The sequence below is a fragment of the Diaphorobacter sp. ED-3 genome, assembly GCF_027625375.1.
GTDB classification, from domain to species: Bacteria; Pseudomonadota; Gammaproteobacteria; order Burkholderiales; family Burkholderiaceae_C; genus Diaphorobacter; species Diaphorobacter nitroreducens.
The window spans coordinates 3,590,467-3,610,583 of record NZ_CP115182.1 but is presented as its reverse complement, the minus strand read 5'-3'; the positions used below and the strand labels follow the sequence as shown (position 1 = coordinate 3,610,583).

At 68.2% G+C, this 20,117-nt stretch carries 19 protein-coding genes; 17 read left to right on the top strand and 2 right to left on the bottom strand.

Features of this window, described 5'->3' with window-relative positions; genetic code table 11:
• Positions 1–11: 11 nt before the first annotated feature.
• The 6 genes from PCQ86_RS17465 (at position 12) to PCQ86_RS17440 (ending at position 4,831) form a co-directional block, all read left to right on the top strand.
• Positions 12–524: a hypothetical protein gene (locus PCQ86_RS17465; protein WP_196994934.1), complete on the top strand. Its 513-nt coding sequence runs from the start codon at positions 12–14 to the stop codon at positions 522–524.
• A gap of 138 nt (positions 525–662) precedes the next feature.
• Positions 663–1,706 carry a dihydroorotase gene (gene pyrC / locus PCQ86_RS17460; RefSeq protein WP_255580479.1) on the top strand — a complete coding sequence of 348 codons (1,044 nt, stop codon included), beginning with the start codon at positions 663–665 and terminating at the stop codon, positions 1,704–1,706.
• Between the two features lie 34 nt (positions 1,707–1,740).
• Positions 1,741–2,598, top strand: coding sequence for an NYN domain-containing protein (locus tag PCQ86_RS17455; protein WP_015914299.1), 858 nt, complete (start codon positions 1,741–1,743; stop codon positions 2,596–2,598).
• Positions 2,595–3,368, top strand: a complete 774-nt coding sequence (locus PCQ86_RS17450; protein WP_270174322.1) for a DUF3025 domain-containing protein — start codon at positions 2,595–2,597, stop codon at positions 3,366–3,368. Before PCQ86_RS17455 ends, PCQ86_RS17450 begins: the two co-directional genes overlap by 4 nt.
• A 127-nt stretch (positions 3,369–3,495) precedes the next feature.
• Positions 3,496–4,374 carry a protease HtpX gene (htpX, locus tag PCQ86_RS17445; RefSeq protein ID WP_047350709.1) on the top strand — a complete coding sequence of 293 codons (879 nt, stop codon included), beginning with the start codon at positions 3,496–3,498 and terminating at the stop codon, positions 4,372–4,374.
• 94 nt (positions 4,375–4,468) lie between these two features.
• Positions 4,469–4,831 (top strand): YXWGXW repeat-containing protein, encoded by a 363-nt coding sequence (locus PCQ86_RS17440; protein ID WP_011806832.1) that lies wholly within the window; start codon positions 4,469–4,471, stop codon positions 4,829–4,831.
• Between the two features lie 13 nt (positions 4,832–4,844).
• On the opposite strand, the gene PCQ86_RS17435 is transcribed toward PCQ86_RS17440, so the two are convergent.
• A complete protein-coding gene (locus PCQ86_RS17435) occupies positions 4,845–5,783 on the bottom strand; it encodes a LysR family transcriptional regulator (protein ID WP_088888316.1) in 939 nt (312 codons plus the stop codon).
• A gap of 132 nt (positions 5,784–5,915) precedes the next feature.
• Here PCQ86_RS17435 and PCQ86_RS17430 point away from each other — a divergent pair, with 132 nt between their 5' ends.
• The 11 genes from PCQ86_RS17430 to PCQ86_RS17380 all read left to right on the top strand — a co-directional run bounded on the left by PCQ86_RS17430 (position 5,916) and on the right by PCQ86_RS17380 (position 18,245).
• On the top strand, positions 5,916–8,033 hold the full coding sequence (locus PCQ86_RS17430) for a 3-hydroxyacyl-CoA dehydrogenase NAD-binding domain-containing protein (RefSeq protein ID WP_270174321.1): 2,118 nt from the start codon (positions 5,916–5,918) through the stop codon (positions 8,031–8,033).
• A gap of 142 nt (positions 8,034–8,175) precedes the next feature.
• The gene (locus tag PCQ86_RS17425; RefSeq protein ID WP_011806829.1) at positions 8,176–9,375 is read left to right on the top strand and encodes an acetyl-CoA C-acyltransferase; all 1,200 of its coding nucleotides are present in this window, start codon (positions 8,176–8,178) and stop codon (positions 9,373–9,375) included.
• Positions 9,376–9,385: 10 nt separating this feature from the next.
• On the top strand, positions 9,386–10,585 hold the full coding sequence (locus tag PCQ86_RS17420; RefSeq protein ID WP_088888318.1) for an acyl-CoA dehydrogenase family protein: 1,200 nt from the start codon (positions 9,386–9,388) through the stop codon (positions 10,583–10,585).
• Between the two features lie 25 nt (positions 10,586–10,610).
• Positions 10,611–11,741 (top strand): acyl-CoA dehydrogenase family protein, encoded by a 1,131-nt coding sequence (locus PCQ86_RS17415; RefSeq protein ID WP_270174320.1) that lies wholly within the window; start codon positions 10,611–10,613, stop codon positions 11,739–11,741.
• Positions 11,742–11,850: 109 nt separating this feature from the next.
• Complete coding sequence (locus PCQ86_RS17410) at positions 11,851–12,681, top strand: oxepin-CoA hydrolase, alternative type (RefSeq protein WP_270174319.1); 831 nt, start codon at positions 11,851–11,853, stop codon at positions 12,679–12,681.
• A gap of 35 nt (positions 12,682–12,716) precedes the next feature.
• Complete coding sequence (locus PCQ86_RS17405) at positions 12,717–13,952, top strand: CaiB/BaiF CoA transferase family protein (RefSeq protein ID WP_011806825.1); 1,236 nt, start codon at positions 12,717–12,719, stop codon at positions 13,950–13,952.
• Positions 13,953–14,022: 70 nt separating this feature from the next.
• The gene (locus PCQ86_RS17400; RefSeq protein ID WP_270174318.1) at positions 14,023–15,018 is read left to right on the top strand and encodes a Bug family tripartite tricarboxylate transporter substrate binding protein; all 996 of its coding nucleotides are present in this window, start codon (positions 14,023–14,025) and stop codon (positions 15,016–15,018) included.
• An 11-nt stretch (positions 15,019–15,029) separates the two neighbouring features.
• Positions 15,030–16,004, top strand: coding sequence for an NAD(P)H-dependent flavin oxidoreductase (locus PCQ86_RS17395; protein WP_196994943.1), 975 nt, complete (start codon positions 15,030–15,032; stop codon positions 16,002–16,004).
• Positions 16,005–16,025: 21 nt separating this feature from the next.
• A complete protein-coding gene (locus PCQ86_RS17390; protein WP_270174317.1) occupies positions 16,026–16,775 on the top strand; it encodes an electron transfer flavoprotein subunit beta/FixA family protein in 750 nt (249 codons plus the stop codon).
• 21 nt (positions 16,776–16,796) lie between these two features.
• Positions 16,797–17,729, top strand: a complete 933-nt coding sequence (locus PCQ86_RS17385; RefSeq protein WP_011806821.1) for an electron transfer flavoprotein subunit alpha/FixB family protein — start codon at positions 16,797–16,799, stop codon at positions 17,727–17,729.
• Between the two features lie 264 nt (positions 17,730–17,993).
• Positions 17,994–18,245 carry a trimeric intracellular cation channel family protein gene (locus PCQ86_RS17380; RefSeq protein ID WP_234305472.1) on the top strand — a complete coding sequence of 84 codons (252 nt, stop codon included), beginning with the start codon at positions 17,994–17,996 and terminating at the stop codon, positions 18,243–18,245.
• Between the two features lie 12 nt (positions 18,246–18,257).
• Here the strand turns inward: PCQ86_RS17380 and PCQ86_RS17375 are convergent, their stop codons facing one another.
• Positions 18,258–20,039: an NAD(P)/FAD-dependent oxidoreductase gene (locus PCQ86_RS17375; protein WP_270174316.1), complete on the bottom strand. Its 1,782-nt coding sequence runs from the start codon at positions 20,037–20,039 to the stop codon at positions 18,258–18,260.
• Between the last annotated feature and the right edge of the window lie 78 nt (positions 20,040–20,117).

Genomic DNA, 20,117 nt, shown 5'->3' with positions numbered 1-20,117 from the left:
CACACAGCGCCATGAATTCCTTTGTCAGAACCTCCTGCGCCGCGGCGGTGGCCGCCGCCACTGCCCTTCTTCTCAGCGCCTGCGGCGGAGGCAACGACGACGATCCCACGCCCAGCGACCAACTGGGCGTGTTGACCGTCACCGGCTCCACCGTGGACGGCCTCAACGGGGTGTATGGCGACGGCAACATCAACCTCACCGATGTGGACAAGAAGAACCCCATCGGCTCCTACCCCGAGGTGTGCACCTTCCGCTTCGATGGTGCCAACCGCGTGGGCGGCAGCGGCCAGGCGTTTGGCGACATCCGCTACCGGCCCGATGCCACGTCGGTGTACGAGGCCTTCTTCACCTTCATGGACCGCGAGTTCCGCGCCGACGACGGCTGGAGCGACGTGGCCGTGGTGCGCGACACCGATCGCATCCGCCTGGTCAACAAGACGCTGACGGCCACCGACGGCTCGGGCGCACGGGTGACGGTATCAGGCGTGATCCCCATGCGGCCCAACCGCCCGTCGGGCTGCTGAGCACCGGTTCCTTCCGCTCTTTTACGGCTCTCTTTTGCTTACCCCTCGCCCCTACTACGGGGTTTGCCCCGGCCCGCTACGGCGCCGGGGCTCTTTTTTGCGCGTGTTGCGCACGTAGTGGATGGGACAATGCGGTCCATGACCGCCACCACCGACACCCTCACGATCACCCGCCCCGACGACTGGCACCTGCACGTGCGCGACGGGGAGCCGCTGCGCACCGTGGTGCCGCACACGGCCGCGCAGTTCGGCCGCGCCATCATCATGCCCAACCTGCGACCGCCGGTGACCACGGCGCAGCAGGCCGCTGAGTACAAGCAGCGCATCCTCGCCGCCGTCCCCGAGGGGGTGGCCTTCGAGCCGTTGATGACGCTCTACCTCACCGACAACCTGCCGCCCGACGAGATCGCGCGCGCCAGGGATGCGGGCGTGGTCGCCGCCAAGCTCTACCCCGCAGGCGCCACCACCAACAGCGACGCGGGCGTGACCGATCTGCGCAAGACCTACAAGACGCTGGAGGCCATGCAGGAGGCGGGTCTGCTGCTGCTGGTGCATGGCGAGGTGACCAGCAGCGACATCGACCTGTTCGACCGCGAGGCGGTGTTCATCGAGCAGCAACTCATTCCGCTGCGCCGCCACTTCCCCGAACTGAAGATCGTCTTCGAGCACATCACCACGAAAGAGGCGGCGCAGTACGTGCAGGAGGCTGGCCGCTTTACGGCCGCCACCATCACCGCGCACCACCTGCTGTACAACCGCAACGCCATCTTCACCGGCGGCATCCGCCCGCACTACTACTGCCTGCCCGTGCTCAAGCGCGAGGTGCACCGCCAGGCGCTGGTGCAAGCGGCCACCAGCGGCAGCGACAAGTTCTTCCTGGGCACCGACAGCGCGCCGCACCCCGCGCACCTGAAGGAGCATGCCACCGGCTGCGCGGGCTGCTATACCGCGCACGCCGCCATCGAGATGTACGCCGAGGCCTTCGACAACGCGGGCGCGCTGGACAAGTTGGAAGGCTTTGCCAGCTTCCACGGCCCGGCGTTCTACGGTCTGCCGCGCAACACGGGCACGGTCACGCTGCGCCGCGAGAGCTGGACGCCGCCCGACAGCTTCGCCTTCGGCGAAGCCGCGCTCAAGCCGCTGCGCGCGGGCGAGGCGCTGCCCTGGCGCCTGGTGGCATAAAAAAAGTCACAACCCACACAGGGGGAGGTCACCCATGGCGGAACGCCAATTGCGCATTGCGCTGCTGATCGACGCCGACAACGCACCGGCCGACAAGATCGACGAGATCCTCACCGAACTGTCCACGCTGGGCGAAATCAACGTGCGCCGCGCCTACGGCAACTGGACCAAGTCCGGCCTGGGCGGCTGGCAGCAGCGGCTGCTGGAGTTCGCCATCCGACCGATCCAGCAGTTCGACTACTCCAAGCGCAAGAACGCCACCGACATGGCGATGACGGTGGACGCGATGGAACTGCTCTATTCAGAGCGGCCCGACGCGTTCGGCCTCGTGTCGTCCGACGCTGACTTCACCCCCTTGGTCATGCACCTGCGGGCCAAGGGCTCGGCGGTGTACGGCTTTGGCGCCGCGCAGACGCCCAAGCCTTTCGTGAACGCCTGCTCGCGTTTCCTGTACCTGGAGTCGCTGGTCAGCGAAGAAGACGCCGAGGGCGCACCCCTGCCGGCGCAGCCCGAGGCCACGGCCGCGCCCGCGCAACCCGCCCCCGCCAAGACCGAGGATGTGCCCGCCCCCGGCGTGCCGCTGTGCCCCGCAACGCTGCGCGTGCCCACGGCCCAACTGCGCCAGGACACGCGCCTCATGAACCTGCTGCGTGATGCCGTGCAGGCGTGCGCGGACGAAACCGGCTGGGCCCGCGTGGGCGCGGTGGGCACACAGATTGGCAACAAGACCTCGTTCGATGCCCGCAACTACGGCTATGCCTCACTGTCCAAGCTGCTGGCGGCCACGCAGGCCTTCGAGTTCCGCGACGAGGGCACCTCGCGCGTGGCCGTGCGCGACAAGCGCGCGGCGCGTGCTCCGGCCCCGCTCGTCGGTGGGCCGGCCAGCACGTGAGCGAACTCTCCGCCGCGCAGGCGTTGGCGGCCATCGACTGGCAACGCCCCTGGCTTGCGCCGCTGGCGGTTCTGGGGCTACAGGTGGCGGCGCGCGTGCAGGCCGGCGCCAGCGTGGCCGACGCGCTCAACGCTGCCATGGACTGCGCGGGGCTGGCGCCGGGTATTCGCTTCGCGCCGCAGCAGGCACTCCCAGTGGGCGAGGCCTATGAACAGTTCGTCCATGGCCAGCGCCGCGTGCCCACGCGCGATAACCTGCATGACTTCTTCAACGGCCTGATCTGGCTGCACTACCCGGCTACCAAGCGGCGCCTCAACGACTTGCAGGCCCGCGCCATCGCTGCGCAGGGCGTGGGCGCGGTGCGCGGGCCGCTGCGTGACGCGGTCACGGTGTTCGACGAGAACGGCGCCGTGCTGCTGGCGCCGCAACCCCTGCACGAAGCCCTGGCCGCGCGCGAGTGGCGCCGGCTGTGCGTGGAACTGCGCCCGCTGTGGCGGCAGGCGCGGCTGCTGGTCCTGGGCCATGCCCTGCTGGAAAAACTGGTTTCACCCCGAAAATCGATCACAGCGCACGTCTATCAAGCGCAGGCAGCTATCAAAAACGAAGCAATGGTGGACCAGGCGCTGGCGCGAGACCTCAGCGCGCCATGGCTCGCGGCCAAGCCGTTCAATCCCCTGCCGATTCTGGGGGTGCCGGGCTGGTGGCCCGAGAACGAGAACTTTTGCTTCTATGATGACTCCCTCGTTTTCCGCAGCGCGCGCGTCGCATAACGCAACCACAACAGGCGCACCCTTCGCTGCCCGCGCGGCTTGAAGCGCCGCGCTCCATCCCCAACTTGTTTTCTGCCCGCCGCGCCTGTCCGCGGCCTTACCGTCGCTTTCCACGGAGAAGCCATCGATGAAACGCATTGCGCTCTTTTTGCTGACCAACGTCGCCGTCGTGGTGGTGCTGGGCATCGTTGCCAGCCTGCTGGGGGTGAACCGCTACCTGACGGCCAACGGCCTGAACCTGGGCGCCCTGCTGGGCTTTGCCTTCATCATGGGTTTTGGCGGCGCCATCATCTCGCTGCTCATGAGCAAGCCCATGGCCAAGATGAGCATGGGCGTGCAGATCATCAACGCGCCGCGCAATGCCGACGAGGCCTGGATCGTCGAGACCGTGCGCCGCTTCTCCGAAAAGGCTGGCATCCAGATGCCCGAAGTCGGCATTTACGAGGGCGAGCCCAATGCCTTCGCCACGGGCGCGTTCAAGAACTCGGCCCTGGTCGCCGTCTCCACGGGTCTCTTGCAGGGCATGACGCGCGAGGAGGTCGAGGCCGTGATCGGCCACGAGGTCGCGCACGTGGCCAATGGAGACATGGTCACCATGGCGCTGATCCAGGGCGTGATGAACACCTTCGTGGTGTTCCTGTCGCGCGTGATCGGCTACGCGGTGGACAGCTTCCTGCGCAGGAACGACGAGAACAGCTCGGGCCCCGGCATCGGCTACATGATCACCACCATCGTGCTGGACATCGTGCTGGGCTTCCTGGCTGCCATCATCGTGGCCTGGTTCTCGCGCCAGCGCGAGTTCCGCGCCGACGCCGGCGCCGCCCAGCTCATGGGGCGCAAGCAGCCCATGATCAACGCGCTGCGCCGTCTGGGCGGCATGCGCCCGGGCGCCATGCCCCCGAGCCTGCAGGCCATGGGCATCACGGGCAACATCGGCAAGCTGTTCAGCTCGCACCCGCCCATCGAGGAGCGCGTGGCCGCACTGCAAAACAGCCCGAGCGCCTGATCCAGCGCACGGTCTTTACCTTCGCTTCACAAGCCCCTGTCAACAACCGGCAGGGGCTTTTGCGTTGTAAAAGCATGACTGCCAGGAATGCGCCATGACGATGAACTTCCCTGTTTCTCTGGGCATGCGCCGCGTGCTGCCAGCCGTGGCGCTCGCCAGCGCCATCGCGGCACTGACCGGCTGCGTGGTGGCTCCGGCGTATCCCGTCGTGCCGCAGGGCGAGGTGGTGTATGCGCCGGCGCCCCCGCCGCCGCTGCGCACCGAGGTGATTCCTGTCGCGCCCTCGCCGGTGCATGTGTGGATCAACGGTTACTGGGGTTGGGGTGGCGGGCGCTATGCATGGACGCCGGGCTACTGGGCCGTGCCGCCGCACCGCGGCCACGTGTGGCACCCCTACCGCTGGCAACAGGGCCCGCAGGGCTGGTACCGCGGCGGCGGGCGCTGGGGGCCGCGCTGAACCCGACCGGCGATCAACCGCCGGTCGCTGCTGCCTCTGGCGCCGCCTGCGGGGCGGGCGGCAGCGCACTGCGGCCGGCCTTGGCCAACAGGAAGTCGATGCAGGTGCGCACCGCGCGCGTCTGGTGCCGGTTGGGCATGTACAGCAGGTACATGTGGGTGCCGAAGATGCTCAGCCGGTAGTCCTGCAGCGTGGTCAGCACCTCGCCGCTGGCGATCTTGTCCTGCACCACATAGTCCGGCACCACGCCCACGCCCAAGCCCGCCAACACTCCCTGGCGCAGGAAGGGAAAGTGCTCTGAGATCAGCGTGGGCTCCAGCATCACCTCTTGCCGCTCCAGCCCCTGGTAGGCCGCCAGGCGCAATTGGCGCCCCATCACGCCGGCCGTGATCACCGGGGCATTGCGCAGCTCCAGCAGCGTGCGCGGCAGGCCGTGGCGGGCGGCGTAGTCCAGCGATGCGCAGGCCACATAGCGCACGTCGCCCAGGCTGCGCGCCACCACCGACAGCGGCGGCTCCTGGATCACGCGGATGGCGATGTCCACCTCGTCGCGCAGGTTGTCGGCGCGGTTCTCGAACAGCACGTCCAGCACGATGCCTGGGTACAGCTGCTTGAACTCGATCAGCCAGTCGCTCATCACCATCTGGCCGTAGCCGCTGGGCACGCTGATGCCCACGCGCCCGCGCAGCTCCTGGCCCAGGCTGGTGATGGTCTCCTGTGCGGCGGCCAACTCGTTGCGCACATTGCGGCCATGTTCATACAGGCGCAGCCCCACCTCGGTGGGCTCCACGCGGCGCGTGGTGCGCTTGACCAGCTGCACGCCCAGCGACTTCTCCAGCTGCGCCAGGTGGTAGCTGACGTTGGCGCGGGTCATCTTCAGCTTGCGCGCGGCCTGGCTCAGGTTGCCGCTGTCCACGATCTCCACCAGCAGGGTCAGGGCATTCAGGTCCATGTCAGGCTCCGGTGGAAGGTAGGTATTTGTTCAAAAAGATTTGACGCTCTGTCAATTTGACTGTGGATTGTAAAGAATCATTATCAGAACAAGAATGCGACTTTTCCGTTACGAGACACCGGAGACGTACGCATGAGCCCTGCCGCCCAGGCCCCTGAGGTCCAGACCCGCCGCGAAGGCGCGGTGCTGGTGGTCAGCATCAACAACCCGCCCGTCAATGCCCTGGGGCAGGCGGTGCGCGCCGGCCTGCTGGCCGCGGTGGAGCAGGCCGAGGGCGATGCCGCCGTGCGCGCCCTGCTGATCGTGGGCGAGGGCAAGGCCTTCATCGCCGGTGCCGACATCCGCGAGTTCGGCAAGCCCCCGGTGCCGCCGTCGCTGCCCGAGGTGTGCAACCGCCTGGAGTCCTGCGGCAAGCTGGTGGTCGCCGCCATCCACGGCGCCGCGCTGGGCGGCGGGCTGGAAGTGGCGCTGTCTGCGCACTACCGCCTGGCCTTGCCCGCGGCCAGCCTGGGCCTGCCCGAGGTGAACCTGGGCCTGCTGCCCGGCGCCGGCGGCACCCAGCGCGCGCCGCGCCTGATGGGCGTGAAGGCGGCAGCCGAGCTGATGCTCAGCGGCAAGCATTTGAGCGCCAAGGCCGCCGCCGCGGCGGGCCTGGTGGACCGACTGGTCGAAGGCACCGACCCCGTGGCCGCCGGCCTGGCCTACGCCAACGAGCTGCTGGCCCAGGGCGCGCAGCCGCGCCGCACGCGGGACCTGAAGATTGCCGACCAGGCCGCCGCGCTGGCCGAGCTGGACGCGCTGGCGCTTGAGACCGCCAAGAAGACCCGCGGCCTGTTCTCGCCCGGCAAGATCGTGGAATGCGTGCGAGCCGCTGTGGAGCTGCCGTTCGACGAGGGCATCGCCAAGGAGCGCGCGCTGTTCGTCGAATGCCTGAACAGCCCGCAGCGCCAGGGCCTGGTGCACGCGTTCTTCGCCGAGCGCGAGACCGCCAAGATCCCCGAGGCGCAGGCCGCCGCGCCGCGCCACTTTGCCAAGATCGCCATCATCGGCGGCGGCACCATGGGCGCAGGCATCACCGTCGCCGCGCTGGACGCCGGCCTCACCGTGACCATGATCGAACGCGACGCCGAGTCCATCGCGCGCGGCCAGAAGAACGTCGAGAAGGTCTACGACGGCCTGATCGCCAAGGGCCGCATGACCGCGGAAGGCAAGGCCGCCATCCTGGCGCGCTACACGCCCAGCACCCGCTACGACGACATCGCCGATGTGGACCTGGTGATCGAGGCCGTGTTCGAGGACCTGGAGGTCAAGAAGGCCGTGTTCAAGGAGCTGGACCGCGTATGCAAGCCGGGCGCGGTGCTGGCCACCAACACCTCGTACCTGGACATCGACGCGATTGCCGCCGTCACCTCGCGCCCGCAGGATGTGATCGGCCTGCATTTCTTCAGCCCGGCGAACATCATGAAGCTGCTGGAGATCGTGGTGCCCGCCAAGGTGGCGCCCGACGTGGTGACCACCGCCTTCGCGCTGGCCAAGAAGATGAAGAAGGTGCCCGTGCGCGCCGGCGTGTGCGACGGCTTCATCGGCAACCGCATCCTGGCCGTGTACAAGCAGGCGGCTGACTACCTGATGGAAGACGGCGCCAGCCCCTACGAGATCGACGAGGCCGTGCGCGGCTTCGGCTTTGCGATGGGCCCGTTCCAGGTGACTGACCTGGCCGGTGGCGACATCGGCTGGGCCACGCGCAAGCGGCGCGCCGCCACGCGCGACCCCCAGGCCCGGTACGTCGAGGTGGCCGACCGCGTCTGCGAGCGCGGCTGGTTCGGCCAGAAGACCGGCCGGGGCTTTTACCTCTACCCGCAGGGCGCCCGCGTGGGCCAGCCCGACCCCGAGGTGCTGGCCATCGTGGACGCCGAGCGCGCCAAGAAGGGCATCACGCCGCGCCAATTCACGGCCGACGAGATCATGCGCCGCTACATGGCCGCCATGGTCAACGAAGGCGCCAAGGTGGTGCAAGAGGGCATTGCCCTGCGCCCGCTGGATGTGGACGTGACCTTCCTGTCCGGCTACGGTTTTCCGCGCTGGCGCGGCGGCCCGATGAAGTGGGCCGACATGACGGGCCTGGACAAGGTGCTGGCCGACATCCGCGCCTTCGAGAAGGAAGACCCGCTGTTCTGGAAGCCCGCGCCGCTGCTGGAAAAGCTGGTGGCCGAGGGCCGCAACTTCGACAGCCTGAACAAGGCAGCTTGATTCTCTGGCCGATTATCAAAAACAGGAGCTGCCAGCGCTTGTCATTCAAAGGTTTCAATGGGTTTTCATGCTTGAAGGCCCGTTGAACAAGCGCTAGCAGCTATCAAAAACACAGCATCCCGAGACACCCAGGAGACCCGCCATGCGCGAAGCCGTCATCGTTTCCACCGCCCGCACGCCGCTCACCAAGTCGCACCGCGGCGAATTCAACCAAACCCCGGGCGCCCAGCTGGGGGCCTTCTCGGTGCAGGCCGCCGTGCAGCGCGCCGGCATCGACCCCGGCCTGATCGAAGACCTGGTCTGGGGCTGTGGCTACCCCGAGGGCACCACCGGCCGCAACATCGGCCGCCAGACTGCGCTGCGCGCCGGCCTGCCGGTGACGGTGGGCGGCACGGTGATCAACCGCTTCTGCTCCTCGGGCCTGCAGGCGATCGCCGTGGCCGCAGGCCGCATCGTGCTGGAGGGCGTGCCGGCCATGGTCGCCGGCGGCGTGGAGAGTATCTCGCTCATGAACCCCGCCGGCCGCAGCGGCGCCTCGCACCTGGACCCCTGGCTGGTGGAGCACAAGCCCGCGCTGTTCATGGAGATGATCGACACCGCCGACGTGGTGGCCCAGCGCTACGGCATCACGCGCGAGGACCAGGACGCGTTTTCGCTGCAGAGCCAGCAGCGCACGGCGGCCGCGCAGGCCAGTGGCGTGTTCGACAACGAGATCGTGCCCTGCGCCACCACCATGGCCGAGAAGAACAAGGAAACCGGCGAGGTGACCTACCGCGAGGTGGTCGCCACCATGGACAACTGCAACCGCCCCGGCACCACGCTCGAAGGCCTGGCCAAGCTGGAGCCCGTGAAGGGCGCGGGCAAGTTCGTCACGGCGGGCAATGCCTCGCAGCTGTCCGACGGCTCGGCCGCCTGCGTGATGATGGAAGCCAAAGAGGCCGAGCGCCGCGGCCTGCAGGCCCTGGGCGCTTTCCGCGGCTTTGCGGTGGCGGGCTGCGAGCCCGACGAGATGGGCATCGGCCCCGTGTTCGCGGTGCCGCGCCTGCTGGAGCGCGCGGGCCTGAAGGTCGAAGACATCGCCCTGTGGGAGCTGAACGAGGCCTTTGCCTCGCAGGCCCTGTACTGCCAGCGACAACTGGGCATTCCCATGGAGCGGCTGAACGTCAACGGCGGCGCGATTTCCATCGGCCACCCGTTCGGTATGACGGGCGCGCGGCTGGCCGGCCACGTCTTGCTGGAAGGCCAGCGCCGCAAGGCCAAGGACCCGTCCGTGAAATGGGCCGTGGTGACCATGTGCATCGGCGGCGGCCAGGGCGCGGCCGGGCTGTTTGAAATTTTCTGAAGAGACTCCCATGGATCTGCAATTCACCCCCGAGGAGCAGGCATTTCGCGACGAAGTGCGTGCGTTCCTGAAAGACAAGCTGCCCGCGCGCATCGCCGCCAAGGTCAAGGCCGGCCAGCGCCTGACCAAGGAAGACCAGGAGGAATGGCACGCCATCCTCAACGAGCGCGGCTGGCTGGCCAACCATTGGCCCCAGGAGCACGGCGGCCCCGGCTGGGGCGCGGTGCAGAAGTTCATTTTCGACACCGAATGCGCGCTGGCCGGCGGCCCGCGCATCGTGCCGTTTGGCGTGAACATGCTCGGCCCGGTGCTGATCAAGTACGGCAACGAGCAGCAAAAGAAGTACTGGCTGCCGCGCATCCTGAACGGCGATGACTGGTGGTGCCAGGGCTATTCGGAGCCCGGCGCGGGTTCCGATCTGGCCTCGGTCAAGACCACGGCCGTGCGCGACGGCGACCACTACATCGTCAACGGGCAAAAGACCTGGACCACCCAGGGCCAGCACGCCAACATGATCTTCTGCCTGGTGCGCACCAACAAGGAAGCCAAGGCGCAGGCCGGTATCAGCTTCCTGCTGGTGGACATGACGGCGCCCGGCGTGGAGCTGCGCCCCATCCGCACGCTGGACGGCGACAAGGAAGTCAACGAGGTGTTCTTCACCGACGTGAAGGTGCCCGTGGAAAACCTGGTCGGCGAAGAGAACAAGGGCTGGACCTACGCCAAGTACCTGCTGACGTATGAGCGCACCGGCATCGCCGGCGTGGGCTTTTGCATCTCGGCGCTGGCCAAGCTCAAGGTCATCGCCGCCAAGGTGCACAAGAACGGCAAGCCTTTGAGCCAGGACCCGCTGTTCGCCGCGCGCATGGCGCGCGTGGAGATCGACCTGGAGAACATGAAGACCACCAACCTGCGCGTGATCGCCGCCGTGGCCGGCGGCGGCGTGCCCGGTGCGGAAAGCTCCATGCTGAAGATCCGTGGCACCGAGATCCGCCAGGAAATCCTGTCGCTGATCCGCCGCGCCATGGGGCCGTATGCCGTGCCCTACATCGACGAGGCCCAGTACGAGGGCTGGAACGAGGCGCCCGTGGGCGGCATCGACGAGGCGGCCACGGCCGCGGCCAGCTACTTCAACTACCGCAAGCTGTCGATCTTCGGCGGCTCCAACGAAATCCAGAAGAACATCATCTCCAAGATGATCCTGGGCCTGTGACCTGATCGCGCGGGAAGAAAAGCACATGAACTTCGCACACACCGAAGACCGCCGCATGCTGGCGGACACGCTCGGCCGCTTCGTCTCCGAGCAGTACGCCATCGAGGCGCGCAACCGCATCGCCTATGGCGACGAGGGCCACAGCCCGCAGCTGTATGCGCAGCTGGCCGAGCTGGGCGCCATCGGCGCGCTGTTTCCCGAGTCCGAAGGCGGCTTTGGCGGCGCGGGCTTTGACATCAGCGTGGTGTTCGAGAGCCTGGGCCGCGGCCTGGTGGCCGAACCCCTGCTGGGCGCGCTGGTGGTGGGCCAGGCGCTGATCGCCGCGGGCAGCGACGCGCAGAAGGCGCGGCTGGAAGACCTCGTGGCGGGCACCGCCATCGCCGCGCTGGCGCATGACGAGCCCGGCGGCCACTACGAGCTGAACCGCGTGACCACCACTGCCGCACGCACGGCCAGCGGCTGGGAGCTGAACGGCGCCAAGGGCGTGGTCGCCTTCGGCGAAAAGGCCGACCTGCTGCTGGTTTCGGCACGCACGGCCTGCGGGCCGCTGGACGAGGCGGGCATCAGCCTGTTCCTGGTCGATGGCAACGCGGCCGGCATCGCCAAGCGCGCCTACAACCGTTTTGAGGGCGGCCGTGCGGCCGAACTCACCTTCAACAATGTGCAATTGCCGGCCGATGCGCTGCTGGGCGCCGAGGGCGAGGGCCACGCCGTGCTGCAGCACATCGCGGGCTATGCGCTGCTGGCGCTGTCCGCCGAGTCGCTGGGCGCGATGGACGTGGCCAAGGACCAGACGCTGGAATACCTGCGCACGCGCAAGCAGTTCGGCGTGGCCATCGGCACCTTCCAGGCCCTGCAGCACCGCATGGCCGACCTGCTGCTGGAAGTCGAGCAGGCGCGCTCGGCCGTGATCAACGCCGCCGACGCCATCGACAACGCCCAGGGGGCCGCGCGCGACCGGGCGCTGTCCGCCGCCAAGTACACCGTGGGCTACGTGGGCACGCAGGTGGCCGAGGAGAGCATCCAGCTGCACGGCGGCATCGGCATGACCTGGGAACTGCCGCTGGCGCACTACGCCAAGCGCCTGGTGATGATCGACCACCAGTTTGGCGACGAGGACCACCACCTGCAGCGCTTCATGGCCCTGGCGGCCTGAGGCGGGTCTCTGGAGCCCCTTCTTCGTTGGAAGAGGGGGTTAAGCATAAAAATAGCCACGAGCCATTGCGCATCAAGCGCGGATAGCTACAAAATAAATAGCATAGGAGATGCCCGTGACCGACAAAGCCCTGGATGGCGCGCCAGACGGCGTCCTGCGCACCCGCCGCGAAGGCGCGGTACTCGTGTTGTCCCACAACAATGTGGCGGCGCGCAATGCGTTGTCGCCCGCGTTCTATGCCGCCGTCACCCAGGCCCTGGTGGACGCGGTGGCAGACCCCGCCATCGGCGCCGTGGTGCTGACCGGTGAGGGCGGGCACTTCTGCGCAGGGGGCGACCTGCGCCAGCTGGCCAAGCGCCGCGAGCTGCCCATCGCGGAGCGCCGCGCCAAGCTGGAAGGCCTGCACGACCTGATCCGCGCCGTGCGCGACTGCCCCAAGCCCGTGATCGCCGCGGTGGAGGGCGCGGCCGCGGGCGCCGGCCTGTCGCTGGCGCTGGCCTGCGACATGCTGGTGGCGGCAAAGAACGCGGTGTTCTCCGTGGCCTACGTCAAGGTGGGCCTCACGCCCGACGGCGGCGCCACGGCTTTCCTGGCCGAGTTCGTCTCCCGCCAGGTGCTCACCGAGCTGTGCCTGACGGGTGAGCGCATCAGCGGCGAGCGCATGCACCAGCTCGGCCCGGTGAACCGGCTGTCCGAGCCTGGCCAGGCACTGGCCGATGCGGTGGCGCTGGCCGCGCAGGTGGCCAGCGGCCCCGCGTGGACCATGGCCCGCATCAAGGAGCTGTGCCGCGCCGCGCCGCGCACCACGCTGGAGCAGCAGCTGGAGCTGGAGGCGCAGTGCATGGTGCGCGCGCAGGAGACCGCCGAATCGCGCGAGGGCATCGGGGCCTTTCTGGAAAAGCGCGCACCCGACTACACGAAACTGCGCGGCGCGCACTGATTTTCGTATTGGCCGATATCCAAGGAGACAAGCCCATGGCATCCAACGCACCGACCCACGACATCGACTTTCCGCTCGACGGCGTGAGGGTGCTTGATCTTTCCCGCGTGTTCGCCGGGCCGCTGTGCGGCCAGGTACTGGCGGACCTGGGGGCCGAGGTCATCAAGGTGGAACACCCGGGCCGCGGCGACGATACCCGCGACTGGGGCATGCGCATCGGCAAGACCGAGACCACCTACTACAACAGCATGAACCGCAACAAGCGGTCCATCACCCTCGACCTGCAAAGCCCCGAGGGGCTGAAGATCGTCCACGAGCTGCTGCCGCAGTGCGACGTGGTGATCCACAACTTCAAGACCGGTGGCGCCGAGAAGCTGGGCCTGGGCTACGAGCAGCTCAAAGCGATCAAGCCAGATCTGATTTACTGCGCCGTGGCCGGCTACGACACCAGCGGCCCCGAGGCCAAGCGCCCCGGCTACGACCTGGTGATCCAGGGCGAGACCGGCCTCATGGCGCTCAACGGCGAGGCGGGCACGCCGCCGCTGAAGTTCGGTGTCGCCGTGGTGGACCTGATGACCGGCATGTACGCCGGCCAGGCCGTGCTGGCGGCGCTGTTCCAGCGCAGCAGAACGGGGCGCGGGCGCCTGATCGAGATGGCGCTGTACGACTGCGGCCTCACCATCACCGGCTACTACGGCCTGGACGCGCTCAAGCTCGGGCACGACCCCGAGCGCTACGGCAACGCGCACCCGTCCATCGTGCCGTACGGCATGTACGAGTCCGCTGACGGCCCGCTGATCATTGCGGTGGGCAACAACGCGCAGTTCGACAAGTTCTGCCGCCAGGTGATCGAGCGGCCCGACATCGTCGAGGACCCGCGCTTTGCCACCAACGTGAACCGCGCCAAGCACCGGCTGGAGCTGGGTCCCATGCTCAAGGAGCTGATCGCCACCTTCCCGCGCGACCTGCTGCTGCAGCGCCTGACCGCGGCCGGCATCCCCTGCGGCAAGGTGGCAGGCTTGCACGAAGCGCTGACCAGCGAGCGCACGCGCCGCGGCCGCCTGGTGCAGGACATGCCGCACCCCGTCGAGGGCACCACGCCGGTGTTCGCACCGCCGTACCGGCTGGACGGCCAGCGCCTGCCGATCCGCAATGCCCCGCCCACGCTGGGAGAGGGCACGCGTGAGGTCTTGCACCGGCTGCTGGCGCTCAGCGATGAGCAGCTGCAGGCCTTGCAGGCGCAGGGCGTGCTGACGCTGCCGCCGCAGTGAGCTATCTAAAAGATAGCTGCCAGCGCTTGATGGGTCAGCGCTGGAACCATTTTTTATTCTAGGAGACGTCATGAAATTTTCTGCAATCACCCGCCGCACCGCACTGGCCCTGGCCGCCGCGCCCCTGCTCGCCAGTGTGGCCGGCGGAGCCCTGGCGCAGGCCGCCTGGCCCGACAAGATGGTCAAGCTGATCGTCCCGTTCCCGGCGGGCGGACCTACCGACACGGCCTCGCGCATCGTGGGCCAGAAGCTGGCCGACCGCCTCAAGCAGCCCGTGGTAGTGGAAAACCGCGCTGGTGCCTCCGGCTCGATCGCTGCCGCACAGGTCGCCAAGAGCCCGGCCGACGGCTACACGCTGATGATGCTGGCCACCCCCACGCTGCTGGCGCCGCATCTGTACAAGAAGGCGGGCTACGACACGGTGAAGGACTTCACCCCCGTGGCCATGGTGTACGACCTGCCCATCGTGGTCGTGGTGAACCCCACGCAGCTGCCCAACGTCACCGACCTGGGCTCGCTCATCCAGCATGCCAAGGCGCAGAAGGTGCCGATGAACTACACCAGCTCGGGCACGGGCAGCTTCGGCCACCTGAGCATGGAACTGCTCAAGCAGATGGGCGGCTTCGACATGCAGCACGTGCCCTACAAGGGCAGCGCCCCTGCCATCACCGACACCATCGGCGGCCAGGTGCCCGTGATGTACTCGGACCTCATCGCCGCGCTGCCGCACATCCAGGCCGGCAAGCTGCGCGCCATCGCCGTGGGCTCGCCCCAGCGCGTGGGCGTGGTGCCCGATGTGAAGACCATTGCCGAGCAAGGCTTCAAGGGCTACGAGGCCGTGTCCTGGGGCGGCTTGGTGGCGCCCTCGGGCACGCCCAAGGCCGTCGTGGACCGCGTGGCCCATGAGGTGCGCCAGATCCTGGCCGAGAAGGAAGTGCAGGACCGCCTGCTGGGCGCCGGGGCCATTGCCCATTTCATGGACCCCGCCCAGATGGGCCAGCGCGTGCAGCAGGACTACACCCGCTGGGGCCAGGTGATCCGCGACAAGGGCATCGCCAACGACTGAGCGAGCGCGCCATGAAGACCCGCATCACCGAGCTCTTCGGCATAGAGCACCCGATCCTCCAGGGCGGCATGCACCACGTGGGGTATGCCGAGCTGGCCGCAGCCGTCTCCAATGCCGGCGGGCTGGGCATCATCACCGGCCTCACGCAGAAGACGCCCGAGTTGCTGGCGCAGGAGATCGCACGCTGCCGCACGATGACCGACAAGCCGTTTGGCGTGAATCTCACGTTCCTGCCGTCGGTGAATCCGCCCGACTACCCGGGCTATGTGAAGGCGATCATCGAGGGTGGCGTGAAGATCGTCGAGACGGCAGGCAACAACCCGCAGAAGTGGATGCCCGCGCTGAAGGAGGCCGGCATCAAGGTCATCCACAAGTGCACCTCGGTGCGCCACGCGCTCAAGGCCGAGTCCATCGGCTGCGACGCGATCAGCGTGGACGGCTTCGAATGCGGCGGCCACCCGGGCGAGGATGACATTCCCAACTTCATCCTGCTGCCGCGCGCGGCCGAAGAACTCAAGATCCCCTTCGTCGCCTCGGGCGGCATGGCCGATGGGCGCAGCCTGGTGGCCGCGCTGGCGCTTGGCGCTGACGGCATCAACATGGGCACGCGCTTCATCGCCACCCAGGAAGCGCCGGTGCACGAGAACGTGAAGCAGGCGATCGTTGCGGCCTCCGAACTGGATACGCGGCTCATCATGCGCCCGCTGCGCAATACCGAGCGCGTGCTCACCAACAGCGCCACCGAGCGCGTGCTGGACAAGGAGCGCGCACTGGGCGCCGCCATCACCTTCGCGGACATTGCGCCCGAGGTGGCCGGCGTCTACCCGCGCATCATGCAGCAGGGCGACATGCAGGCCGGCGTGTGGTCCTGCGGCATGGTTGCCGGGCTGATCCATGACGTGCCCAGCGTGCAGCAGCTCATCGACTCCATCATGTCCCAGGCCGAAGCGCTGATCTCCCAGCGCCTGGCGGGCATGCTCCGATAACCCAGCAGAAAGAGACTTGTTATGAAAATCCTCGTCCCCGTCAAGCGCGTGGTGGACTACAACGTGAAGGTCCGGGTGAAGTCGGACGGCACGGGCGTAGACATCGCGAACGTGAAGATGAGCATGAACCCCTTTGACGAAATCGCCGTGGAAGAGGCGGTGCGGCTCAAAGAAAAAGGCGTGGCCACGGAAGTGATCGCGGTGAGCTGCGGCGTGGCGCAATGCCAGGAAACGCTGCGCACGGCCATGGCCATCGGCGCCGACCGCGGCATCCTGGTCGAAACCAGCGAAGAGCTGCAACCCCTGGCCGTGGCCAAGCTGCTCAAGGCCCTGGTGGACAAAGAGCAACCGGGCCTGATCATCCTGGGCAAGCAAGCCATCGACGACGACGCCAACCAGACCGGCCAGATGCTGGCGGCCCTGGCCGACCTGCCCCAGGCCACCTTCGCCAGCAAAGTCGAAGTCGCCGGCGACAAAGTGAGCGTCACACGCGAAGTCGACGGCGGCCTGGAAACCCTGCAACTGACCACCCCGGCCGTCATCACCACCGACCTGCGCCTGAACGAGCCGCGCTACGTCACGCTGCCCAACATCATGAAGGCCAAGAAAAAGCCGCTGGACACCGTCAAACCCGAAGACCTCGGCGTAGACGTGGCCCCGCGCCTCAAGACCCTCAAGGTGGCCGAACCCCCGAAGCGCGGCGCCGGCGTGAAAGTGCCCGACGTCGCCACGCTGGTGGACAAGCTCAAGAACGAAGCCAAGGTCATCTAAAGGCAGGACAGGAGAAACAACATGACCGTACTCGTCATTGCAGAACACGACAACGCCAGCCTCAAGGCCGCCACCCTGAACACCGTCACCGCCGCACTCGCCTGCGGGGGCGACGTGCACGTGCTCGTAGCCGGTGAAGGCGCGCAGGCCGCCGCCCAGGCCGCCTCCCAAATCGCCGGCGTCGCCAAAGTCCTGCACGCCGACGGCGCCAGCCTGAAGGACGGCCTGGCCGAGAACCTGGCCGCCCAGGTGCTGCAGATTGCCGGCAACTACAGCCACATCCTGTTCCCGGCCACCGCCAGCGGCAAGAACGTCGCCCCGCGCGTGGCCGCCAAGCTGGACGTGGCGCAGATCAGCGACATCACCAAAGTGATCTCCGCCGACACCTTCGAGCGCCCCATCTACGCGGGCAACGCCATCGCCACCGTGCAAAGCGCGGACAGCGTCAAGGTCATCACCGTGCGCGGCACCGGCTTTGACGCGGCGCCCGCCACGGGTGGCAGCGCCGCGGTGGAAACCACCGCCGCCGTGGCCGACGCCGGCAAGAGCAGCTTTGCAGGACGCGAAGTCACCAAGAGCGACCGCCCCGAGCTCACCGCCGCCAAGATCATCGTCTCGGGCGGCCGGGCGCTGGGCAGCAGCGAGAAGTTCAACGAAGTCATGACCCCGCTGGCGGACAAGCTGGGCGCGGCCATTGGCGCCAGCCGCGCAGCGGTGGACGCGGGCTACGCCCCGAACGACCTGCAGGTGGGGCAAACGGGCAAGATCGTTGCGCCGCAGCTGTACATCGCGGCGGGGATCTCGGGGGCCATCCAGCACCTGGCAGGGATGAAGGACAGCAAGGTGATCGTGGCGATCAACAAAGACCCGGAGGCGCCGATCTTTGCGGTGGCCGACTACGGGCTGGAGGCCGATCTGTTCCAGGCCGTGCCGGAGATGGCCTCTCGGTTGTAACCGGGCGCACCCGCACGGCACTGGGGTGCCGTGCGGGATCGAACCTCTCGTTCTTCCTCAGGCTCCTGAGCGACGATCCGCGGGACCTTCTTGATCCCCCAGCTTGGCGTCGGAGTGGGCATTTCCGGCCGCATCGCGCTGCGCCGCCTGCCCCCAGCGGCATTCGTGTGCTGCCAGTAGTGTTTTGCGCATCGACCGCGGACGGTGGTGTCGTGCGGCGACAGAATGCGGCACAGTTGCACACGCACACCCATCCTCCTGGGGATGGTGACGGCCGTCGGCGGCGGCGTGGTGCGCGACGTGCTGCTCAACCGCGTACCGATCATCCTGCACAAGGAGATCTACGCGCTTCCGGCATTGCTGGCGGCGGCGATCCAAGTGATGGGGCAGCACATGGAATGGTGGGTGACGCTGACGCCCTGGTTTGCCGCGTCGGTCTGCCTGGCCGTGCGTCTGCTGGCGTTGCGGTATTCGTGGAGCCTTCCGCCGGTCTGGAGAAAGGCGCCGCCGCAGTGAACTGGCCCCGGCTCAGGCCGCGCCGCCCGAACCGCGCGTGCCCGAGGAGGGCAGCGGCAGACCCAGCATGGCACAGGCCACGGCTTCGCCGACCTTGATGCCGTCCACGCCGGCCGAGAGGATGCCGCCCGCGTAGCCCGCGCCCTCGCCGGCGGGGTACAGGCCGGCGGTGTTCAGGCTCTGGAAGTCGTCGCCGCGGCCGATGCGCAGCGGTGACGAGGTGCGCGTTTCCACGCCGGTCAGCACCGCGTCGTGCATGTCGTAGCCACGGATCTTGCGGCCGAAGGCGGGCAGGGCCTCGCGCATGGCCTCGGTGGCGAAGGCGGGCAGGGCGTCGTCCATGCCGACCAGCGTGACGCCGGGCTTGTACGAGGGCTGCACGTCCCCCAGCGCGGTGGATGCGCGGCGCGCCAGAAAATCGCCCACGCGCTGCGCGGGGGCGTTGTAGTTGCCGCCGCCCAGGCGGTAGGCGTTCGACTCCAGCTGGCGCTGCAGAACGATACCGGCCAGCGGATGCACCTGCCCGGCGGGCAACGTGTCCACGCCGTGGGAGGTGCCCAGCGCGGCCTCGAAGGCCGCGGGGTCGCGCGGATAATCCTGCGGGTCCACGCCCACCACCATACCGGCGTTGGCGTTGCGCTCGGCGCGCGAATACTGGCTCATGCCGTTGGTGACCACGCGCCCGGGCTCGCTGGTGGCGGCCACCACGGTGCCGCCGGGGCACATGCAGAAGCTGTACACGGTGCGCCCCTGGCTGGCGTGGTGCACCAGCTTGTAGTCGGCCGCGCCCAGCAGCGGGTGGCCTGCATGCTTGCCCCAGCGCGCGCGGTCGATCACGCTCTGCGGATGCTCGATGCGCACGCCCACGGAGAACGGCTTGGCCTCCATGGCCACACCGTGCGTGTGCAGCATGGCGAAGCTGTCGCGCGCGCTGTGTCCCAGGGCCATGACCACGTGATCGGCGCGCAGCTCCTGCACTGCGCCGCTGGCCAGATCGCGCACGCGCAGGCCGCGCAGGTGGCGCCGGCCGGCGGTGTCGGTTTCGATGACCACGTCGTCCACACGCTGCTCGAAGCGCACCTCGCCGCCCAGCGCGATGATCTGTGCGCGCAGCGACTCCACCACTTTCACCAGCTTGAAGGTGCCGATGTGCGGGTGGGCCACGTACAGAATCTCGGGCGGGGCGCCCGCTGCGACGAATTCCTCCATCACCTTGCGGCCCAGGTGACGCGGGTCCTTGATCTGGCTGTAGAGCTTGCCGTCGCTGAAGGTGCCGGCGCCGCCTTCGCCGAACTGCACGTTGGACTCGGGGTTCAGTGCGCGCTTGCGCCACAGGCCCCAGGTGTCTTTGGTGCGCTCGCGCACGGGCTTGCCGCGCTCCAGCACGATGGGCCGGAACCCCATCTGCGCCAGCACCAGCGCCGCGAAGATGCCGCAGGGCCCGAAGCCCACCACCACCGGGCGCTGTGCGGGCGCTTCGCCAGCGCAGTCCACCGGGTGCCAGGCCATGTCGGGCGTGGGCTGGATGTGCGGGTGGCCGGCATGGCGTGCCAGCAGGGCGCCGGCCTGGGACGCGTCCGCGAGCTGCAGGTCCAGGATGTACACCGCCATCAGGTCGGCCTTGCGCGCGTCGAAGCTGCGCTTGTGCACGTGCAGGGCGGCGATGGCGGACTGGGGCACGCCCAGCACCTGTGCGGCCTGGGCGCGCAGCAGGGCGTCGGGGTGGGTGTCGGCGTCGTCGGCGCCGGCGGGCAGGGCTGCCAGCGGCAGCTTGATTTCGGAGAGGCGGATCATGGGGTGCGGCCCGTGACTATCGGGCGGTGCCAAAGAGGAGGGCGATCATAAGGGAGCGCCGCACGGTCATGACCGGTG

Excerpts from the sequence above, each read along its gene's own strand:
- PCQ86_RS17430 (WP_270174321.1), top strand. The coding sequence starts at position 5,916 with ATGAGCCCTGCCGCCCAGGCCCCTGAGGTCCAGACCCGCCGCGAAGGC.
- PCQ86_RS17415 (WP_270174320.1), top strand. The coding sequence starts at position 10,611 with ATGAACTTCGCACACACCGAAGACCGCCGCATGCTGGCGGACACGCTC.
- PCQ86_RS17380 (WP_234305472.1), top strand. The coding sequence starts at position 17,994 with ATGGTGACGGCCGTCGGCGGCGGCGTGGTGCGCGACGTGCTGCTCAAC.
- PCQ86_RS17420 (WP_088888318.1), top strand. The coding sequence starts at position 9,386 with ATGGATCTGCAATTCACCCCCGAGGAGCAGGCATTTCGCGACGAAGTG.
- htpX (WP_047350709.1), top strand. The coding sequence starts at position 3,496 with ATGAAACGCATTGCGCTCTTTTTGCTGACCAACGTCGCCGTCGTGGTG.
- pyrC (WP_255580479.1), top strand. The coding sequence starts at position 663 with ATGACCGCCACCACCGACACCCTCACGATCACCCGCCCCGACGACTGG.
- PCQ86_RS17385 (WP_011806821.1), top strand. The coding sequence starts at position 16,797 with ATGACCGTACTCGTCATTGCAGAACACGACAACGCCAGCCTCAAGGCC.
- PCQ86_RS17400 (WP_270174318.1), top strand. The coding sequence starts at position 14,023 with ATGAAATTTTCTGCAATCACCCGCCGCACCGCACTGGCCCTGGCCGCC.
- PCQ86_RS17465 (WP_196994934.1), top strand. The coding sequence starts at position 12 with ATGAATTCCTTTGTCAGAACCTCCTGCGCCGCGGCGGTGGCCGCCGCC.
- PCQ86_RS17435 (WP_088888316.1), bottom strand. The coding sequence starts at position 5,783 with ATGGACCTGAATGCCCTGACCCTGCTGGTGGAGATCGTGGACAGCGGC.
- PCQ86_RS17455 (WP_015914299.1), top strand. The coding sequence starts at position 1,741 with ATGGCGGAACGCCAATTGCGCATTGCGCTGCTGATCGACGCCGACAAC.
- PCQ86_RS17425 (WP_011806829.1), top strand. The coding sequence starts at position 8,176 with ATGCGCGAAGCCGTCATCGTTTCCACCGCCCGCACGCCGCTCACCAAG.
- PCQ86_RS17395 (WP_196994943.1), top strand. The coding sequence starts at position 15,030 with ATGAAGACCCGCATCACCGAGCTCTTCGGCATAGAGCACCCGATCCTC.
- PCQ86_RS17410 (WP_270174319.1), top strand. The coding sequence starts at position 11,851 with ATGCCCGTGACCGACAAAGCCCTGGATGGCGCGCCAGACGGCGTCCTG.
- PCQ86_RS17375 (WP_270174316.1), bottom strand. The coding sequence starts at position 20,039 with ATGATCCGCCTCTCCGAAATCAAGCTGCCGCTGGCAGCCCTGCCCGCC.
- PCQ86_RS17390 (WP_270174317.1), top strand. The coding sequence starts at position 16,026 with ATGAAAATCCTCGTCCCCGTCAAGCGCGTGGTGGACTACAACGTGAAG.
- PCQ86_RS17405 (WP_011806825.1), top strand. The coding sequence starts at position 12,717 with ATGGCATCCAACGCACCGACCCACGACATCGACTTTCCGCTCGACGGC.
- PCQ86_RS17440 (WP_011806832.1), top strand. The coding sequence starts at position 4,469 with ATGACGATGAACTTCCCTGTTTCTCTGGGCATGCGCCGCGTGCTGCCA.